This window comes from Paenibacillus vietnamensis (assembly GCF_020169515.1).
Classification (GTDB): domain Bacteria; phylum Bacillota; class Bacilli; order Paenibacillales; family Paenibacillaceae; genus Pristimantibacillus; species Pristimantibacillus vietnamensis.
Genome location: NZ_JAHMHW010000019.1, coordinates 19,769 through 38,153 on the forward strand (window position 1 = coordinate 19,769; position 18,385 = coordinate 38,153).

Here is an 18,385-nt window from a genome sequence, read left to right on the forward strand (position 1 = left end):
ATTTAAGAGTCTGGAAGGGGCGTAACACAAATGAAAGCACCTAAAAAAATGCTTTTGACGCTTATGACTGCAGCTATGGTGCTCGTAAGCGCTTGCGGAGGCAATAACGCAGGAAATAACGCAACCAATAATCCCGGCACGGAAAACGGCGGCTCTGGCGAAGCGAAGCCGGTCACGCTGCGCATCGCTTGGTGGGGCGGGCAGCCTCGTCACGATTACACGATGAAAGTCATCGAAATGTACAAAGAGAAAAACCCGAATGTAAAAATCGAAATGGAATACGCAAACTATGACGATTACTGGAAGAAGCTTGCGCCGCAGGCGGCAGCAAACGAGCTTCCGGATATCATTCAAATCGATACGCAAAACTTCTCGCAATACGCCGGCCGCAATCAGCTGGCTGACCTGACGCCTTATATCGGCAAAGAAATCGACGTTACCGATATCAGCCAAAACGCGATTGACGGCGGCAAATTGGGCGACGGCCTGTACGGCTTTAATCTCGGTGTTAACGCCCTCGGCTTCAACTACGATCCGGCGCTTCTGAAAAAAGCCGGCATCGAATCCATCCCTGAAAACTTTACTTGGGATGACTACGTAGCGATGGCGAAAAAAGCGAAAGAAGCCGGCTTGTTCTTCGATAGCGGCATGCGTGCGGAAGTCTTCTTCGCTTACTACCTCCGTACATTTGACAAAACGTTGTTTAACGCAGAAGGTACAGGACTTGGTTATGAGGACGACAAAATGTTCGTCGATTTCTTCAGCATGCTGGCTAATCTGGTGAAAGACGGAGCGGTACCTTCTCCTGACGTGCTTGCTCAAATCAAAGGCGCGGAAGACAGCCATCTTGTTTTGAATCAAGGTATCGGCGTATGGCAATGGTCGAATCAATATGTAGGCTTGCAGCAGGTTGCAAACCGTCCGATGGCTCTGGCTCCAATGCCTGGTCCGAACATGGAGAAAGGTTTGTTCCTGAAGCCGAGCATGTTCTTCTCGGTCTCCGAGAACTCGAAAGCAAAAGAAGAAGCGGCTAAATTCATCAACTTCTTCGTCAACGACATCGAAGCGAACAAGCTGATCCTCGGCGACCGCGGCGTACCGGTTTCTTCAAAAGTAAAAGATGCTCTTAAAGAAGTATCAACGGAAGCGCAAGTTCAGGTTTATGATTATGTCGCTTGGGCTGAAGAGCACAGCACACCAATGGATCCGGCTGATCCGATCGGTTCCGCCGAAGTATTCAAATCGTTGACAAGCCTTGCAGAGCAAATGAACTACGGCAAAATTTCGCCAGAAGAAGCAGCTAAGAAATTTAGAGACGAAGCAACCGCCATTCTTAAGAAAAACAAGTAATCGGGAATAACGCAAACGCGGTGGCCGTTCGCAGATCGGCCATCGCACTTCCTAAGTGGCATGTTAGACTTCGTTATAGGAGTTGGATAAGATGAAATCGTCTTTACTCAAAAACAACCTTATCGGCTATACGTTTATCGGTCCTTTTGTAATCGGGTTTTTGATCTTTACATTAATTCCCGCAGTAGCTTCGTTATATTTTTCGGTAACGGATTATGATCTGTTATCTACGCCTTCCTTTATCGGTTTAGAAAACTATACATCAATGTTCACAGACGATTCGAAATTTTATGCTTCTCTAAAAGTAACCTTTCTGTACGTTTTCATCGGAGTACCGCTCCGACTGGCATTCGCTTTGTTCGTTGCCATGATTCTTAACACAGCTTCGAAAGCAATCGGGTTGTATCGGACGGTTTATTATCTTCCTTCCATTATCGGCGGCAGCGTCGCGGTATCGATCATGTGGCGTAACCTGTTTGGAGACGAAGGGGTAATCAACCATTTCCTGAACGCACTCGGTTTAGATAGCGTGAGATGGTTTGCGGAACCTGCTGCAGCTCTTTGGATGCTCATTACCTTGTCGGTATGGCAGTTCGGTTCGTCGATGCTAATTTTCCTGGCCGGCTTAAAAAATATTCCTCCTGAGCTTTATGAAGCGTCTAATGTAGACGGCGCCGGTCCGGTTACCCGGTTTTTCAAAATTACGATTCCAATGCTTAGCCCGATCATTTTGTTCAATACGATCATGCAAACAATCGGCGCTTTCATGACCTTCGTGCCTGCGTACATTATTTCGAAAGGCGAAGGCGGTCCGCTCGACGGTACACTGCTTTACTCGCTTTATCTGTTCCGCCAAGCGTTTGTTTATTTCGATATGGGCTACGCATCCGCGATGGCTTGGGTTATGCTGATCATTATCGCGATTTTGACGGCCATTCTTTTTGCCACTTCAAAAAAATGGGTTCATTACGAATCGAAAGGTGGGCACTAATATGACTCTCAAAAAGCTGAAATGGCCCATCTACCACATTTTTGTAGGCGCGATGGCCCTGGTTATGATTTATCCGCTCTTGTGGCTGCTTATGAGCTCTTTTAAACAAAGCAATCTCATCTTTGCAACAGCCGACTCGCTCATTCCGCAGCCCTGGATTTGGGAAAACTACAAAATCGGCTGGATCGGCATCGCCGGTCAATCGTTCGGCACCTTTATTATGAACTCGCTTGAAATCGTCGTGCTGTCGACGATCGGCGCCGTACTTTCGTCAGCTTTTATCGCTTTCGGCTTTGCGAGGTTAAATTTTGTAGGTAAAACGTTCTGGTTTGGTGTTATGATGGTGACGCTTATGCTGCCGCATGATGTCGTGCTTGTCCCTCAATACATTTTGTTTGCCAAAATCGATTGGTTAAACTCGATCAAACCGATCGTTATTCCGCAATACTTCGGCATTCCGTTCTTTATTTTCTTGCTCATCCAGTTCATCCGGACGATTCCTAACGAGATGGACGAAGCGGCAACGATTGACGGTTGCGGCAAGTTCCGTTTGTTCTTCCGCATTATTTTGCCGCTTGTCGTGCCTGCCCTGGCAACAGCTTCAATCTTCTCCTTCTACTGGCGCTGGGAGGATCTGCTCGGTCCCGTTCTATACTTGAACCGGCCTAGCTTGTATCCGGTGTCCATGGGGCTCAAAATGTTCCTGGACAGCGATACGGTGTCCAACTGGGGTGCGATGTTCGCGATGTCAATCGTCAGCTTGCTTCCGGTTATGGCTATCTTTTTCGCCTTCCAGAAATATATCGTGGAAGGGATCAGCACAAGCGGTTTAAAATAGTTGCTTGTCTGCTTTGGATATGCTACCGTATAGATATTCAAATCGCAAACGGGAAAGCATCCCGGCGAGTCTTGCCAATGGCAAGCGTCGTCGGGATGCTTTTTTTTCGTGCTAGGAAGGGGATGTATTAGCAGTGAGCAGAAGCTTCATACCGGCGGATTTCATAAAAACAGGGGATGTCATCGGGGGCCGTTACCGGATCGCGGGGACGATCGGAAGCGGAGGGATGGGCGTCGTCTACGCCGCTCATGATTTGAACCTTGGCCATATGCTGAGAGCGGTCAAGGTGACGGCAGGCTTTCAACAGAATAACGGCCAATACCCGGAGGAGGCAGCGATGCTGATGAAGCTGAACCATCCTCATTTGCCTCAAATTATTGACTGCTTCGAATTAAGCTTGCCGGGCGCAGGGGCGCTTGTTATGGATTATTTTGACGGTCAAACGCTCAAAGCCTGCCTGGACTCAGGAAATAGGAGCTTTTCTTACGCTTTTATTTTGCATATCGCGCTGCAGCTTTGCTCTGCTCTTAAATATTTGCACGCACAAAAGCCGCCGATCGTACACCGGGATTTAAAGCCGTCCAACATTATGCTTGACCGCTCCGGCAACGCGAAGCTCATTGATTTCGGCATCTCCGGGCATTACGGTTCGGAAGGTCAGCAGCAGACCGAACAGCTTGGCACGGCCGGCTTCGCAGCCCCCGAGCAAAATAACGGCGGTCAAACCGATGTCCGAACGGATATTTACGGCTTGGGTGCCGTCCTCTGTTCAATGGCGGTCGGAAGCTCCGCCTTTTTTCCTCACATGAGCATTAAGGGAGGAAAAATTCCGTTCGGCCTGATTCGCGGTAGCGTTCCACGCGCTTTTATTTCCCTGCTGGAAAATATGCTGCAGCCGGATCCGTCCGGGCGCTGTCAGTCGATGGAAGAGGTTGAGCTTAAGCTGCAGAGGCTGCGGAGCCAACACGTGGGTGTCCCTGATTTTAATGCGGCTGAAGAAGCTTCAGCCTTTCGCGGCCGGCAAAGGACAACGATTAGCGTTTTATCGCTCACACCCGGAGCAGGCGCGACTTTTCTGACGCTTGCCCTCGCGCAATGCCTGGCCGATCCGCATAGGCCGGTCACTGCGGTCGAATATGATGAGCTTGCGCCTGAATGGCACGCGCTGCTTTCGCGTCCGGGGCGACCGGATCGGCCGTCCGGCTTACGTCCATACCCGCTTGATGAGCGGTATATGCTAGGCGATCATTCGAGTGACGGGCTGATCTGGCTGTCCCTTCGCCCTGGAAATCATTTGTTGGCGAAGCGCCTGAAGCAAACCTTTGACCGGCTGATGGGACAGCTTCCAACTCCCGTTACGCTCCTGGACCTGTCCGGCAGCTGGCGCAGCGTGCAGGCCGCCGAGCCGATGATGGCATCCCGCTACGTGCTGGCGGTTGCAGACCCGTCCGCCTACAAATGGCAGGCGGAAGAGCTGCTGCAGCTTCAGCACCTGGATGAGAAATTGCGTAGCCGCGGCGGCGCCTTGCTATGGATTGCGAACAAAGACACGGAATTTCGGGGGCGAAGCGAATGGCTTTCGATGTTTCCTTCTCCGCCGGCAGCGGTTATACCGGGGCTGCCAAGTCATTTAATCGTGCAGGCCAATTGGGAAGGGCGGCTGCCTTTCGAGGATATGAGGCTGAAAGATCGGCTGAGCAAGGCGCTCCGCCCTTTGATGAAACGGATCGGCCGCGAAAGAAGCGCATCCGCACAGTAATTGTGGTACAATAAGACGGGCTCAGCCTTCGGGCTGGCGCACTTATTTTATAGGCATTCCAGGATTGGAGATACGGGAAATGAGCTTGTTGACGGTTGAGCAATTATCGCATACATTCGGCGACCGGGTTTTATTTAAAAACGTTAATTTCCGTCTGATGGCCGGCGAGCGCGTCGGTCTGGTCGGAGCGAACGGGACCGGCAAATCGACGCTGATGAATATTATGACAGGCAAGCAGCTGAAGGATGAGGGCAAGGTGGAATGGACGCCTCGCGTCCGATATGGCTATTTGGACCAGCATACGAAGCTGGAAGCCGGAAAAACGATCAGAGACGTCCTGAAGGAAGCTTTCGCGCCACTACTCGTACTGGAGCGGGAGCTGGGCGATATCGCCATGCAGATGGGCGATGCCGATCCCGAGATACTGGAGCTTTTGCTGGTGCGAATGGGCGAAATTCAGGAAGAGCTGGAGATCGGCGATTTTTATTTGATTGACGTGAAGGTGGAGGAGATGGCGAACGGCCTCGGTTTGAACGCCATCGGACTGGACCGCGACGTCACGTCGCTGAGCGGCGGACAGAGGACGAAGGTACTGCTGGCGAAGCTGCTGCTGGAGAAGCCGACCGTCCTATTGCTCGACGAGCCTACGAACTATTTAGACGAAGAGCATATTAACTGGCTGACGAATTATTTAAAAAACTATCCGTATGCCTTCGTTCTCATTTCGCACGAAACGGGATTTATGAATCAGGTGGTTAATGTCATTTATCATCTGGAATTTTCGAAGCTGACCCGGTATTCGGCAAATTACGAAAAGTTCGTCGAGATGGCCGACATGAACAAGGCGCAGCACCTGGAAGCGTATGAGAAGCAGCAGGATTATATCAAGAAGCAGGAGGATTTTATCCAGCGCAATAAAGCCAGAGCGTCGACCTCAGGCCGGGCCAAAAGCCGCGAGAAGCAGCTGGACCGCATCGAGCGCATCGACCGGCCGGAGGAGGCGGCAAAGCCGACCTTCAACTTCAAAGAATCGAGAACGAGCGGCAAAACCGTTTTTGAAGCCGAAGGGATGTCGATCGGCTACAGCAGGCCGCTGCTGCCGAAGATGGACGTGCTGATCGAGCGCGGCGACAAAATTGCGATCGTAGGCTGCAACGGTGTAGGCAAATCCACCTTGTTGAAAACGATATTGGGCGTCATTCCCCCTCTAGAGGGCAAATTGTACACCGGGGATTATTTGAGCCCAGCATATTTCGAGCAGGAGGTTAAGGCGCCGTCCATGACGCCGCTGGATGATGTATGGAACGAGTTTTCCTACATGAATCAGCACGAGGTGCGAGCCGCTTTGGCTCGGTGCGGGCTGAAGAACGAGCATATTACACGTTCGCTAAACCAGCTTAGCGGCGGCGAGCAGGCGAAGGTCAGGCTTTGCAAGCTAATGATGCGAGAGAGCAACTGGATTTTGTTCGACGAGCCGACGAACCATTTGGACATCGTTGCGAAGGCGGAGCTTCAGCGCGCCTTGAAGGCTTATAAAGGCACGGTCGTGCTCGTCTCGCACGAGCCGGAATTTTATGAGGATTGGGTGACGAAGATTTGGGATGTGGAAGCCTGGTCCTCCCGAGGCTAACATTTCCCGCGCAAGCCGGCCTGCGTTCCCGTAGGCCGGCTTGCTTGATTTTGCGATTAACCTTCATTATGATTAAAATGATTATCCGTTTTTATGACAACCGGAAGCAGGTGAACCTCTAAGATGAAAGAGCGAATTCTCGTTGTGGAAGACGAAGCGGGCATTTCCCGTATTTTGCAGCTGGAGCTGGAGCACGAAGGCTATACGGTCGGGACGGCTGCCGACGGACGCACGGGCTACGAAATGGCATCGACGGGCGAATGGCAGCTTGTGCTGCTCGACGTCATGCTCCCCGAAATGAGCGGAATCGAGGTGCTTAGGCTGCTGCGGCAGGCAGGCAATCCGGTCCCTATCATTCTATTAACAGCAAGAGATACCGTGCCGGACAAGGTCAGCGGGTTTGAGCACGGCGCGAACGACTATATAACCAAACCTTTTGCGATGGAGGAGCTGCTTGCAAGGGTTCGTAACATTTTGCGCATCTTCCAGCAGCATCCTAGAGAAGCGGAAGGCTCTGACATGATCAAGGTAGGCGATCTGACTATCGAGCTCAGAAGCCGAAAGGTGTTCCGCAAGGATATCCTGATCGAGCTGACGCCCCGCGAGTTCGAGCTGCTCGTTTATCTCGTGGAGAATAAAAACGATGAAAAATCGAGGGAAGATATTTTATCCGAGGTATGGGGCTACGATTTTATCGGGGAAACGAATCTCGTAGATGTTTATATCCGATATTTGCGGCAAAAGCTGGACAAGGGTTACCGTCATAAGCTTATTCATACGGTAAGAGGCGTCGGCTACATGATTAAGGAGCCCGATGCATGACGCTGCGCAAAAGATTCACTCTTTTTACGATTTTCTGGCTTATCTTTATTTTAATATTGTTTAATATTTTCGTTTATTTTTACGTGATCAAGATTACGACCGAAAGCGAAGAAGAAGTGATCGTCAATAAGGTCAATCTGATGCTTGAAAATCCTCGAATCCAAAGCGGCAGAGGGCTTAATACGCCTGAGCTGCTTAACGAGTATTACAATGTGAACGAAATGATCCGGATTATCGATCCGAACAACCGGGTTGTCAATATTACAGGAACAGATCCTCTGCTGCTTCAGCTGCCCGCAACCTTCGAGATACAGCACCATACGGGCATGATTACGAAGAGCGGAGAGCGGATCCTGTTCATGCGCGTACCTCTGTACGAGGGCAACCGGGTAATTGCGATGCTCGAGGTGAACCGGATTCTGGACGAGCTGGACAATTACCTGCAGGTTCTGGTGGCCGCGCTAAGCGTAACGAGCGCAGGCGCCATCCTGTTCGCCATATTCGGCACGTACTGGTTCACCTCAAGGCTGACCGCGCCGATCCAGCAGATGGTCAATACGATGCGGGAAATCGACCGGAGCGGGAAGCTGCGGCAAATCGAGCTGAGCACGAAGGAAGAGTCGGCGGAGCTGCTGCAGCTCGTCCGCGCCTTCAATCAGATGATCGAGCGGCTCGACCGTACATTTGCCAAGCAGAAGCAGTTTGTTGCCGACGCTTCGCATGAGCTGAAAACGCCGCTGACGGTTATCAGCAGCTACGCGGGCATGCTGAAGCGCTGGGGACGCGATGACGAAAGCTTGCGGGACGAAGCGATCGAGGCTATCGACAAGGAAGCGAACCGTCTGCAAAACTTAACGAAATCCATGCTCATGCTGGCGGAAGCGGAGCAAGAGGATTGGCTCCGCCAAGAGCTGTTCGATGTCGTACAGGTCGTTGACGAGCTCGCCACGATGCTGCAAACGACATTCGGGAGGCCGATCCGCGTAAAAGCGATGTCGAAGGTAGTACGGATGGTCGGCGACAAGGACAAAATCAGGCAGCTGCTTGTCATCCTGCTCGATAACGCCATCAAATACTCGAAGGAACCGATCGATATTACGATTTCGCTTACCAGACATATCGTGAAGATTGAGGTTAAGGATCGAGGGATCGGCATTCCGGAAAACGAGATCCCGCATTTGTTCGAACGCTTTTACCGCGTGGACGGGGCGAGAAGCCGGACGACGGGAGGCGTCGGCCTCGGCTTGTCGATCGCCAAACGGATCATTGATTTGCACGAAGGCAAGGTCGATGTGTTTAGCAAACCGGATTTGGGCACAACCATTACAATTCAGTTCAAGCAGCGGAAGTCGTAACTGACATGAGGGAGGAAGAAGCTATGAAATACCGGACGGCGGCGGTACAGTACCGTTTGGAGGATATCAGCTCGTTCGAGCAGTTTGCCGCTCAGGTGAGGCATTATGTCCGCAACGCTTCGGAATACGGCGTACAATTTCTGTTGTTTCCGGAATTTTTGACGACGCAGCTGCTGTCGATCGGCGATGAGCAAGGTGCCGCGCTTCCAATTGAACGATTGCCGGAATTTACGGCCGGCTACTTGGCCTTGTTCCAGTCGCTAGCAGCCGAGTACGGCATGTATATCGTGGGAGGCACTCATGTCATCGAGGTGGAAGACGGAAAAAGACGTAATGCCGCTCACTTGTTTCACCCGAACGGCCGCATAGACGTTCAGCATAAAATCCATCTCACGCCGACCGAAGTAAGCGAATGGAACATGTCTCCGGGCGAAGGGCTTGAGGTTTTCGAGACGGCATTCGGGAAAATCGCGATGCTCACCTGCTATGACATTGAATTTCCCGAAATCGTACGTATGGCCCGTGCCAAGGGAGCGGACGTTATTTTCTGTCCTTCCTGCACTGACGACCGTCACGGCTTTTACCGCGTGAGGTATTGCTGCCATGCAAGAGCGGTAGAGAATCAGGTCTATATCGTGACGACGGGAACGGTAGGGGCGCTGCGCAGCGTCGACTTCATGAGAGCGAACTTCGGACAAGCTGCGGTCATAACCCCGAACGATATTCCTTTTCCTCCGGCCGGCATCATGACCGAAGGGGTCTTTAACGACGATATGCTTGTTGTCGCGGATCTCGACCTGACGCTGCTGGAGGATGTGCGGGCAAGCGGATCGGTTACGACCTGGCGCGACCGCCGGACGGACTTGTACCCGGATTGGAGCTAATGTACAATCGGACTCGCGGCCCAGGGAGGCGATGAAAGCTCATGCATAAAGAGCTATATTTGTATGTGGAAGGCAAGCCGCGGAAAACCGTTATCCGCAATTACGACCAGCAGGATTTCGAGGCTTTAATCGATGTGCAGCGGGCCAGCTTCCCGCCGCCATTTCCGGAGGAGCTGCTTTGGAGCAAAGAACAGCTGCTCGAGCATGTGACCCGTTTCCCGGAAGGCGCTTTATGCGCCGAAGCGGACGGCAGGATCATCGGATCGATGACCGGGCTTATCGTCAGCATGGGGGATTACGGCGATGCGCACAGCTGGGAATCGATAACGGGAAACGGCTTTATCCGCAACCATAATCCGGCAGGCGAAACCTTGTATGTCGTTGACATTTGCGTTATTCCGGAGTACAGGAAGTCTGGAATCGGCAAGTGGCTTATGCAGGCGATGTACGATACGGTCGTATATTTGGGATTGGACAGGCTGCTCGGAGGCGGAAGAATGCCGGGCTACGAGGCTTATGCCGACGAGCTGAGCGCCGAGCAATATTTGGACAAGGTGGTAATGGGAGAGCTGAAGGATCCGGTTATCTCGTTTCTGCTGCGCTGCGGACGCATGCCGGTCACCGTCGCCCATCAATATTTGGAGGATGAGCAATCCCGCAATTGCGCCGTCATTATGGAATGGAGAAATCCGTTTAAATAAAGGAGCCTGATACATATATGTTAATTTATCACCGCATTACTTCGATTGATGATCCTTATTTCGGCTCGCTGCATCAGCTGCTTCAGACCATTTTTCCGTCTGAGGAGGTTTTGGCTTATGAGCTGTGGAAGGAGCCGCTTGAGGATCCTTCCATCCATGTTTATGCCGCTATTCATGAGGGAGAAGTCGTCGGGTCGACGGAATACCGCTATTATCCTTCCATGCGCGTTGCGATGACCGATTTTACGATCATCGGGAAGCCTTCGCTCGGCATCGGAAGGTTTCTGCTCCGCAACCGGGAGCGCGATTTGCAAAGGCTCGCCGCAGAATCGGGAACCGAACCGATCGGGATGTTCGCGGAGGTATACGACCCTTACCGGGCGGGCGGGCACGAATTTGGCGGCGTAACCCCAATGAGCCCGTACGTGCGGCGCGAGGTGTTGTCGCACATTGGCTACAAGAGGCTGAATCTGACCTACGTGCATCCTTCGTGGGACCATGAAGGACAGGCCGTATCCGAGCTGGATTTATGCTTTTTGCCAAAGGACGAGGAGATGGTTTCTCTTGATTCCTCGCTCGTCGCCGAGTTTCTCGAAACGTATTATGCCGCCTTGCCGAATAAGCCTGCGGAATGGCACGGCATGATGGGCCGGATCCGCGCGGCAAGTTCGATCGGGCTGCTGCCGTTATGACAAAACTGATTTTCAGGGGAACCGGGGATTCGATGGGTGTGCCGCGTGTTTACTGCGACTGTGAGGTTTGCGAAGAGGCGAGACGGACCGGCGTCAACAGGCGATTGCGTTCCTCGCTGCAAATCGAGGACCCGGATGCGGGGACGATATGGATCGACTGCGGGCCGGATTGGGGCTCGCAAATGGAAGCGGCCGCTATCCGGACCGTCGATTCGATGCTGATTACGCATGCGCATTTCGATCATATTGGAGGTTTGGTTGAGTGGGCCGACGCCTGCCGCTGGCGGAAGGAACGGGGTAGCGCCTATGCTCCCTCTGAAGTCATTCGGGACGTATTGGCCCGCTTTCCATGGCTGAGCGGCCACATTGATTTTCAGTCCTTCGATCAGCCGATCGTCATTGGCAAGTGGAAGGTATCGAGCTGGCGCGTCAACCACGGCAAGAACGGATACGCTTATGCCTTCCGTTTCGAGCATATCCGCAGCGGTTACAAATGGGCGTACTGCTCCGATTCGATAGGCTTAACGGAGCAGCAGCAGGAGCCTTTGTACGGCTTGGATCTTCTCGTATTCGGAACGAGCTTCTACAAGGAGCCGTACGCTTATGAGACAAGGTCCGTCTACGACGTGACGGAGGCTGTCGAGCTTACGCGTACATGGGGAGTAAAGCGCACTTTGCTTACGCATATGTCCCACGACATTGATTTGCAGAGGGATTATGAGCTGCCTCCGGAAATATCGTTCGCACGAACCGGCATGACGATAGAGATATAGGGAAGCTTATTACTTTAGTTTTCTGCTTGACATTATACTTGTCCTTTATGTACATTAAGGAAGTAAGCTGTTTTGACAATTGCTGTTTAAAGGGGAAATTTTAATGTTTGCCGGTGTCCATAACTCTTAATTGGATATAGTCAGATACGATGGGATAGACCTGTCCGGTGCGCATGTGCCGAATGTCAAGGTTTATTTAGTGATCTGACGCCAAGAGTTCTGGACATGAGGATTTCCGCCTGATTGCAGTTTGACATCGGCCAAATCACCGTGCTCTTCAGCACGGTTTTTTTATACCCTTTTTTGGCTATACGTATCGATTCCGTTACGTATAGTCCGAAGACGGGGATATCGAATGGCCGTTGCCGGATAAGACAGGAATGGAACGCGCTCGCGTTCTGTTTCTGTCTTTTTTATTCCCATTTTTAGGAGGCTTACAAAGATGAACGAAACGACTTACAGCAAACTGGAATTTAACAAAATAAAAGAGCTGCTGCTCGGATTTACGGTATCACCAGCGGGCAGGCAGCTGGCAGACCGGCTTCAGCCGAGCCCGAAGCTGCGGCAGGTCGACGCATGGCTTCGGGAAACGGAGGAGGCTGCCAGGCTGCTTGCTAGCGGCGCCAGCGTCCCGTTATCCGCGATGGAAGGCATCGATGCGTTTCTGGTCCTGCTCGGCAAAGGCCGGATCTATAACGAGACGGAGCTGGAGCAGCTGTCCGTCTGGCTGACCTCCGTGGCTCAGATGAAAAAGTACATGGCCGCCAAACGCCAAATCGCGCCGACCATCGCATCGTATGCGGATTCCATGTACGATTGTCCCGAGCTGCGGGAAGAGCTGCAGCGCTGCATTCGTTATGGTTTAATAACGGATCAGGCAAGCCCGGATCTTGCATTTATCCGCCGTCACATTTACGCATCCGAGGACAGAATCCAGCGTAAGCTCGAGCAGTCGCTGCATAAATACCGTACTTCACTTCAGGAAACGGTAATCAGCAAACGGAGGGACCGGTTTGTCATAGCGGTAAAGCGGGAGCTGCGCAAGCAGGTACCCGGGACGGTTTGGGACGAATCATCAAGCGGACAAACGCTGTTCGTCGAGCCGATCGACGTAGCGGAGCTGCAGGCGGAGCTTCAGCAGTGGAAGGCGGAGGAAGAACGGGAGCGAACGGCCGTGCTTGCGAGGCTGTCGGAGCTTGCCGAAGCCTATTCCGGTGAGCTGCACCGCAATGTGGAAGCGATGGCTTCCTTTGATTTCATTTTGGCAAGAGCCAAGCTGTCACGCTCCTATGACGGAATCCGGATCGGACTGTCCGACCGGCCGGTCATCCGGCTGGAAGGAGCAAGGCACCCGCTGCTGGGCGGAGAAGGGGTGCCGCTCAACGTCGAGCTCGGTTATTCGTGGAAGCAGCTGATCATTACCGGCCCGAATACGGGCGGGAAAACCGTTACGCTCAAAACGATCGGATTGTTCGTGCTGATGGTACAATCCGGACTTCTCGTTCCCGCGGCGGAAGGCAGCGAAATCGGCACGTTCGACCATGTTATCGCCGATGTCGGCGACGGACAGAGCCTGGAGCAATCACTCAGCACTTTCTCCTCGCACATTACCGTGCTGAAGGAAATGCTGGATCGCGCCTCTCCCCGGGCGCTGCTGCTGCTCGATGAGCTTGCTGCGGGCACCGATCCCGCGGAAGGGATCGCCTTGTCGATAGCCCTGCTGGAAAAGCTGCTGCAGCGTGGAGCGCTAACGGTGGCAACGACACATTTTAACGAAATCAAAACTTATGCATCCAGGACCCCCGGGTGTCAAAACGGGAAGATGGCTTTTGACCCGATAACCTTGAAACCGTTATACCGTCTGGAGATGGGGGAAGCGGGAGAAAGTCATGCGTTCGCCATCGCCAGACGATACGGCTTGCCGGAAGAGGTTATGCAGCGTGCGGAGCAGCTTCTTGTCCGAAAAAACGGAAGGGATGCCGAACCGGAGACTGGGCTCAAAGATCCGGAGGGGAACGCGGCTTATAGCGTGACTCAACCTGACACTGCGGAAAAAGCTGCGGCGGAAGCAGCTGCCGTACCGGAAAAAACGAAGAAGCGGCCGCTGGAGAAAGGAGACGCCGTCTGGATCTATCCGCTCCGGCGGCAAGGCATCGTCTATCGGGCTGCAGATGAAAGAGGAACGGTAATCGTGCAGGTACAGGGGCAAAAACTCAGCTTTAATCAGAAAAGACTGAAGCTGTATATCGAAAGGTCCGAGCTCTATCCGGACGCAGAATACGATCTGGATATCGTCTTCGAATCGAAGCAGAACCGGAAGCTGCGCAAGCAGATGAGCCGGAAGCATGTCGAAGGGGTTTGCATCGAAACCCCAAAAGAAGATTTATTTGAGTGACCGGCCTGAGTCGAATCGGAAGCCAAGCATTAATCTCTGCTTTGGATGACCAGCAGCAGGCCCTCGCGCAAATCGATCGTTCCGCTGTCCTCCAGCAGAATATTGCTGATTCCGAGCGATTGGCCGATACTCAGTGTCGATTCATGCAGCGGATATCGGAAGCCGGTTAAGGTAATCCCCGTTACTGTCTTTGACAACGGGAGAAGTGAAACATTCGGATAGTTCAGCTTCCGAATGCCGCTGCGGCGACGCAATAAGCTGATTTTGTTATGCTCATCGATGATTGAGGCGTCTATGTCTTGCTCACCGGCTAAAGCAAGCAGATGAACGTTAGCCAGGGAATGGTCGAATCGGGTGCCCAGAGCTCCGAGCAGGAGGATTTCCGAAGGCTTTAAATCAAGAGCCAGACGGAACGCCATTTCCGTATCGGTATAATCCTTGTCAACCGGATCGCAGGCGATAACCTGCCCGCTGCTCTCCCGGATCAGGTTCAGTTCCTCAACGGATACGGAATCGAAGTCGCCGATAGCAATATCCGGCCGGAAGCCATGGCCGACGAGGAAGCGGGCGCCGCTGTCGGCGCCGATTAACAGATCTCCTTCTTGTATATGTTCAATCGCCCAAGCGCCTAATTTCCCGCCTGAGCAAATAATGACGCGGGGTTGCATGAAAAAGCCGCCTTTCTTAGTTGATTCGGATTCATCTTTACAGTATAAAGCTTGTATAGGATGAAAAACTAGGTTAAAGTGCCGGTTCATGAAAAATATGCCGAAAGACGCGAAAATTGTCGTTGCGCGAGCGGGGTGCTCCCGGCTAAAATGATTTAGGATATAGTGCCGGCGGAGCAGCCGGCGCAAGGCAGGAAAGCGAGGAGCGGCAGCGGTGGAAATGGATATATTTTCAATTTTTAGTATTATCGGCACCATTGCCTTCGCGGTCAGCGGAGCGATCGTGGCTATGGAGGAAGAATACGACATTCTTGGCGTCTTCGTGCTCGGGCTCGTTACGGCATTTGGCGGAGGCGTGGTGCGCAACTTGCTGATCGGCATGCCGGTCACCTCGTTATGGAATCAAGGGCATTTGTTCAAAATAGCGATGATCGCCATGACGATTGCATTCATCCTGCCGGCGGACTGGATTCAGCGCTGGAGGCGAAGCGAGGCTTTTTTCGATGCGATCGGACTGTCTGCGTTTGCGATACAGGGGGCCTTGTACGCAACCCAAATGAAGCATCCGCTCAGCGCGGTGCTCGTAGCCGCAATGCTGACGGGTATCGGAGGCGGCATTATCCGCGACGTGCTGGCGGGACGCAAGCCGCTCGTCCTGAAGGATGAAATTTATGCCGTATGGGCGATGCTGGCCGGACTCGTTATCGCACTGGGCTGGTTTAAGTCTACGCTGGAGCTGTTGTTTTTGTTTGTTGTCGTCATTACATTCCGCATGCTGTCCGTGTATTTCAACTGGAAGCTTCCGCGCCGTTCGCTGAAGCCGGCACCGGCGGAGCAGCATACGAAAGGGGAAGCTGTATGAAAGTACGCGTATTATTCGTTTGTCTGGGCAATATTTGCCGCTCCCCGATGGCGGAAGCCGTGATGCGCCATCAGGTGAAGCAGGCGGGACTGGGCCATTTGATTGAAGTGGATTCGGCCGGGACGGGCGATTGGCATCTTGGCCATCCGCCGCATGAAGGGACCCGCAAGCTGCTTGACGAGCACCGGATTTCGTACGAAGGCATGAAAGCAAGGCTCGTTACCAAAAACGATTTTCATTCATTCGATTACATCGTCTGCATGGACTCGAACAATTTGCGCGACGTGCGCAAGCTGATCGGCAAGGCTGAAGACGCACGGAACGTCAAGCTCTTTACCTTCATGGAGCTGCTGCCGGAGCAGGGCATCGCGGATGTGCCCGATCCTTATTACGACGGTAATTTTCCGTTCGTTTACGAGCTCGTCGACAAAGGCTGCGCACAGCTGCTGATGCGAATCCGTAACGATTTGAAGTTATCCGAATAAGCGGAAGGCTGCCCGGGTCATCGACCTGCCGGGCAGCCTTCCGTCTTTTTTATGCGTTTATTCCGCCTCGATAAAGTAAGAAAGCGCCCGGTCAAGCTCTTTTTGCCAAAAGCCCCACTGATGCTTGCCATCCTTCTCCTCATAATAAACCTTCGCGTTTTTCAGCTCCAATAAAGCTTTGGCATTCCGGTTTAAGGCGACAAAGTCGTAAACCCCTCGGTCCGTTTCGTACGCATCCTCCTGCAGTCCGACGATCATGTAAATGTCCAGCCAGCTCAAATCCTCCTGCGCGGAAATGATATTTTGCGATACGCCGTAAAAAGCTCCCGACAGCGACATCACCCTCGTGAACAATTCGGGATACGCCATCGCCAGATGCAGCGAAACAGAGCCGCCTAGCGAATCCCCTGCGAGCACTCTGTGCTGAGGATCGCGTCTGACGGAATAACGCTCTTCGACGAAAGGCAGCAGCTCCTCTGCAAAAAAGCGGGCATAGCCGGCATGCCGGCTGCCGTCAGGAGCATATTCTTCCGTGCGCTGCTTCTTGTCCACATCGACGCCGACAATGACGAAAGGCTCCAGCCCGTCGTCCAATATTAATCTGGTCGCGATCGTGGCGATCCGTCCGAAATTAAAAAAATCCTCCCCGTCCTGGCAGTATACGACCGGATAGCTTAGCACTTCATTGTAGCCCGGCGGCAAAAAAACTCTTAAGCTCCGGCTTTGCTCGGGCAAATAGCGGCTTTCGACCGTTTCCTTGACGATCGTTCTCTTTAAGTATCTCTCATCGGTCATTTCTTTATCTCCTTAAGATTTGAATGGTTGAATGGAATGATGCGCAAGTGGGAAAACAATAGAAAGGTATGCAAGCGTAAACGGCTGGCGCTACGCACGAACCAAGCCCTTCTGATTTTGATGTATTGTATTATGCTGTTACAGTGATAAAATATAACTGTTGCATATACAATTTCTTAAAAGAATGAAGACAATCAGCGAAAAAACAACGGTTTTTTTGTTTTTTACTTTGACCATTTTCGCTAAACAGGTTTATAATAATTCTATAACAGAGGTCCATGATTTTCAAATATTTCGATTGAGGTGAACGTTCAAGATGAGCAAATTGCCATACGAAGTTCAAACGGAACCGGTTACACCGTTATCCGTCCTTTCTCTTGAGGGCGAAGTGGTAAACCCGGACTTAATGCCGGAATTGACGGACGAACAATTAAGAGAAGTAATGTACCGCATGGTATTTACCCGTACATGGGATGAGCGCGCCGTAAATCTAGGCCGCCAAGGGCGCCTTGGCTTCTACGCTCCGGTATCCGGACAGGAAGCTTCGATGATCGGAAGCGAGTTCGCGCTCAATAAAGACGATTTCATCTGCCCGGGCTACCGCGATATGCCACAGCTCGTATGGCACGGCTTGCCGCTGTACCAGGCGTTTCTGTATTCGCGCGGACATCAGCACGGCGGACAAATTCCGGAGGACGTACATGTTCTCATGCCGCAAATCATTATCGGCGCGCAAATTTTGCACGCGACGGGCGTTGCTATGGCGTTCAAGAAGAAGAACGAGAAGCGCGTAGCGATTACTTACACAGGCGACGGCGGTTCTTCGGAAGGCGATTTCTATGAAGGCCTCAATTTTGCGGGCGTTTACAAGCTGCCTGTTATTTATGCGGTTCAAAACAACGGTTATGCGATTACGACACCGTTCTCGAAGCAAACAGCCGCTCTTTCGATCGCCCACAAAGCGGTTGCTGCCGGCATCCGCGGCGTACAAGTCGACGGCATGGACGTGCTTGCGGTTATTAAAGCGGTACAGGAAGCGGCTGAACGCGGACGCAATGGCGAGGGAGCAACCTTGATCGAATTGCTGACATACCGTTTCCGCCCGCATTCGATGGCGGACGATGCGACCAAATACCGTACGAAGGACGAAGAAGCGGAATGGGCTTTGAAGGATCCTCTTATCCGTTTCGGCAAGTTTTTGGAGAGTAAAGGCCTCTGGTCGGAAGAAGATACAAACCGCGTGAAGGAAGAAGCGAAAGCGACGGTTAACGAGCATATCAAAAAAGCGGAAGCAGTCGAGAAAATGACGGTTGCCGGCCTGATTGATTCGATGTTCGAGACGACGCCGCAGCATTTGGAAGAGCAAAAGGCCGATTTTCAATAGT

General features: G+C 52.4%; 17 protein-coding genes. 15 read left to right on the forward strand and 2 right to left on the reverse strand.

The features are described from left to right. Window positions 1-30 precede the first annotated feature (30 nt). From KP806_RS23305 to KP806_RS23360, 12 genes are all read left to right on the forward strand, one after another. A complete protein-coding gene (locus tag KP806_RS23305) occupies window positions 31-1,350 on the forward strand; it encodes an ABC transporter substrate-binding protein (RefSeq protein WP_224726156.1) in 1,320 nt (439 codons plus the stop codon). 91 nt (window positions 1,351-1,441) lie between these two features. Beyond that, window positions 1,442-2,341 carry a carbohydrate ABC transporter permease gene (locus tag KP806_RS23310; RefSeq protein WP_224726157.1) on the forward strand — a complete coding sequence of 300 codons (900 nt, stop codon included), beginning with the start codon at window positions 1,442-1,444 and terminating at the stop codon, window positions 2,339-2,341. A 52-nt stretch (window positions 2,342-2,393) separates the two neighbouring features. After that, window positions 2,394-3,179, forward strand: coding sequence for a carbohydrate ABC transporter permease (locus KP806_RS23315; RefSeq protein WP_397376431.1), 786 nt, complete (start codon window positions 2,394-2,396; stop codon window positions 3,177-3,179). A 133-nt stretch (window positions 3,180-3,312) separates the two neighbouring features. Beyond that, on the forward strand, window positions 3,313-4,938 hold the full coding sequence (locus tag KP806_RS23320; protein ID WP_224726159.1) for a serine/threonine protein kinase: 1,626 nt from the start codon (window positions 3,313-3,315) through the stop codon (window positions 4,936-4,938). Window positions 4,939-5,017: 79 nt separating this feature from the next. Beyond that, window positions 5,018-6,568, forward strand: a complete 1,551-nt coding sequence (locus tag KP806_RS23325; protein WP_224726160.1) for an ABC-F family ATP-binding cassette domain-containing protein — start codon at window positions 5,018-5,020, stop codon at window positions 6,566-6,568. 123 nt (window positions 6,569-6,691) lie between these two features. Beyond that, window positions 6,692-7,390, forward strand: coding sequence for a response regulator transcription factor (locus KP806_RS23330; protein ID WP_224726161.1), 699 nt, complete (start codon window positions 6,692-6,694; stop codon window positions 7,388-7,390). Beyond that, window positions 7,387-8,745: a sensor histidine kinase gene (locus KP806_RS23335; protein ID WP_224726162.1), complete on the forward strand. Its 1,359-nt coding sequence runs from the start codon at window positions 7,387-7,389 to the stop codon at window positions 8,743-8,745. Before KP806_RS23330 ends, KP806_RS23335 begins: the two co-directional genes overlap by 4 nt. Before the next feature lie 23 nt (window positions 8,746-8,768). After that, window positions 8,769-9,629, forward strand: a complete 861-nt coding sequence (locus KP806_RS23340; RefSeq protein ID WP_224726163.1) for a carbon-nitrogen hydrolase family protein — start codon at window positions 8,769-8,771, stop codon at window positions 9,627-9,629. A 41-nt stretch (window positions 9,630-9,670) separates the two neighbouring features. After that, the gene (locus KP806_RS23345) at window positions 9,671-10,330 is read left to right on the forward strand and encodes a GNAT family N-acetyltransferase (RefSeq protein ID WP_224726164.1); all 660 of its coding nucleotides are present in this window, start codon (window positions 9,671-9,673) and stop codon (window positions 10,328-10,330) included. Window positions 10,331-10,347: 17 nt separating this feature from the next. Beyond that, window positions 10,348-11,022 (forward strand): GNAT family N-acetyltransferase, encoded by a 675-nt coding sequence (locus KP806_RS23350; protein ID WP_224726165.1) that lies wholly within the window; start codon window positions 10,348-10,350, stop codon window positions 11,020-11,022. Beyond that, window positions 11,019-11,795 carry an MBL fold metallo-hydrolase gene (locus KP806_RS23355; RefSeq protein ID WP_224726166.1) on the forward strand — a complete coding sequence of 259 codons (777 nt, stop codon included), beginning with the start codon at window positions 11,019-11,021 and terminating at the stop codon, window positions 11,793-11,795. Before KP806_RS23350 ends, KP806_RS23355 begins: the two co-directional genes overlap by 4 nt. A gap of 442 nt (window positions 11,796-12,237) precedes the next feature. Next, window positions 12,238-14,190 (forward strand): endonuclease MutS2, encoded by a 1,953-nt coding sequence (locus tag KP806_RS23360; RefSeq protein ID WP_224726167.1) that lies wholly within the window; start codon window positions 12,238-12,240, stop codon window positions 14,188-14,190. A 29-nt stretch (window positions 14,191-14,219) separates the two neighbouring features. On the opposite strand, the gene KP806_RS23365 is transcribed toward KP806_RS23360, so the two are convergent. Further along, window positions 14,220-14,858, reverse strand: a complete 639-nt coding sequence (locus tag KP806_RS23365; RefSeq protein ID WP_224726168.1) for a thiamine diphosphokinase — start codon at window positions 14,856-14,858, stop codon at window positions 14,220-14,222. A 220-nt stretch (window positions 14,859-15,078) separates the two neighbouring features. Between KP806_RS23365 and KP806_RS23370 the strand changes: the two genes are divergently transcribed. After that, the gene (locus KP806_RS23370) at window positions 15,079-15,720 is read left to right on the forward strand and encodes a trimeric intracellular cation channel family protein (protein WP_224726219.1); all 642 of its coding nucleotides are present in this window, start codon (window positions 15,079-15,081) and stop codon (window positions 15,718-15,720) included. Beyond that, window positions 15,717-16,205, forward strand: a complete 489-nt coding sequence (locus KP806_RS23375) for a low molecular weight protein-tyrosine-phosphatase (protein WP_224726169.1) — start codon at window positions 15,717-15,719, stop codon at window positions 16,203-16,205. Before KP806_RS23370 ends, KP806_RS23375 begins: the two co-directional genes overlap by 4 nt. A 57-nt stretch (window positions 16,206-16,262) precedes the next feature. On the opposite strand, the gene KP806_RS23380 is transcribed toward KP806_RS23375, so the two are convergent. Then, window positions 16,263-17,000 (reverse strand): alpha/beta hydrolase, encoded by a 738-nt coding sequence (locus tag KP806_RS23380; RefSeq protein ID WP_224726170.1) that lies wholly within the window; start codon window positions 16,998-17,000, stop codon window positions 16,263-16,265. Between the two features lie 316 nt (window positions 17,001-17,316). Here KP806_RS23380 and pdhA point away from each other — a divergent pair, with 316 nt between their 5' ends. After that, window positions 17,317-18,384, forward strand: a complete 1,068-nt coding sequence (gene pdhA, locus KP806_RS23385) for a pyruvate dehydrogenase (acetyl-transferring) E1 component subunit alpha (protein WP_224726171.1) — start codon at window positions 17,317-17,319, stop codon at window positions 18,382-18,384. Window position 18,385 lies beyond the last annotated feature (1 nt).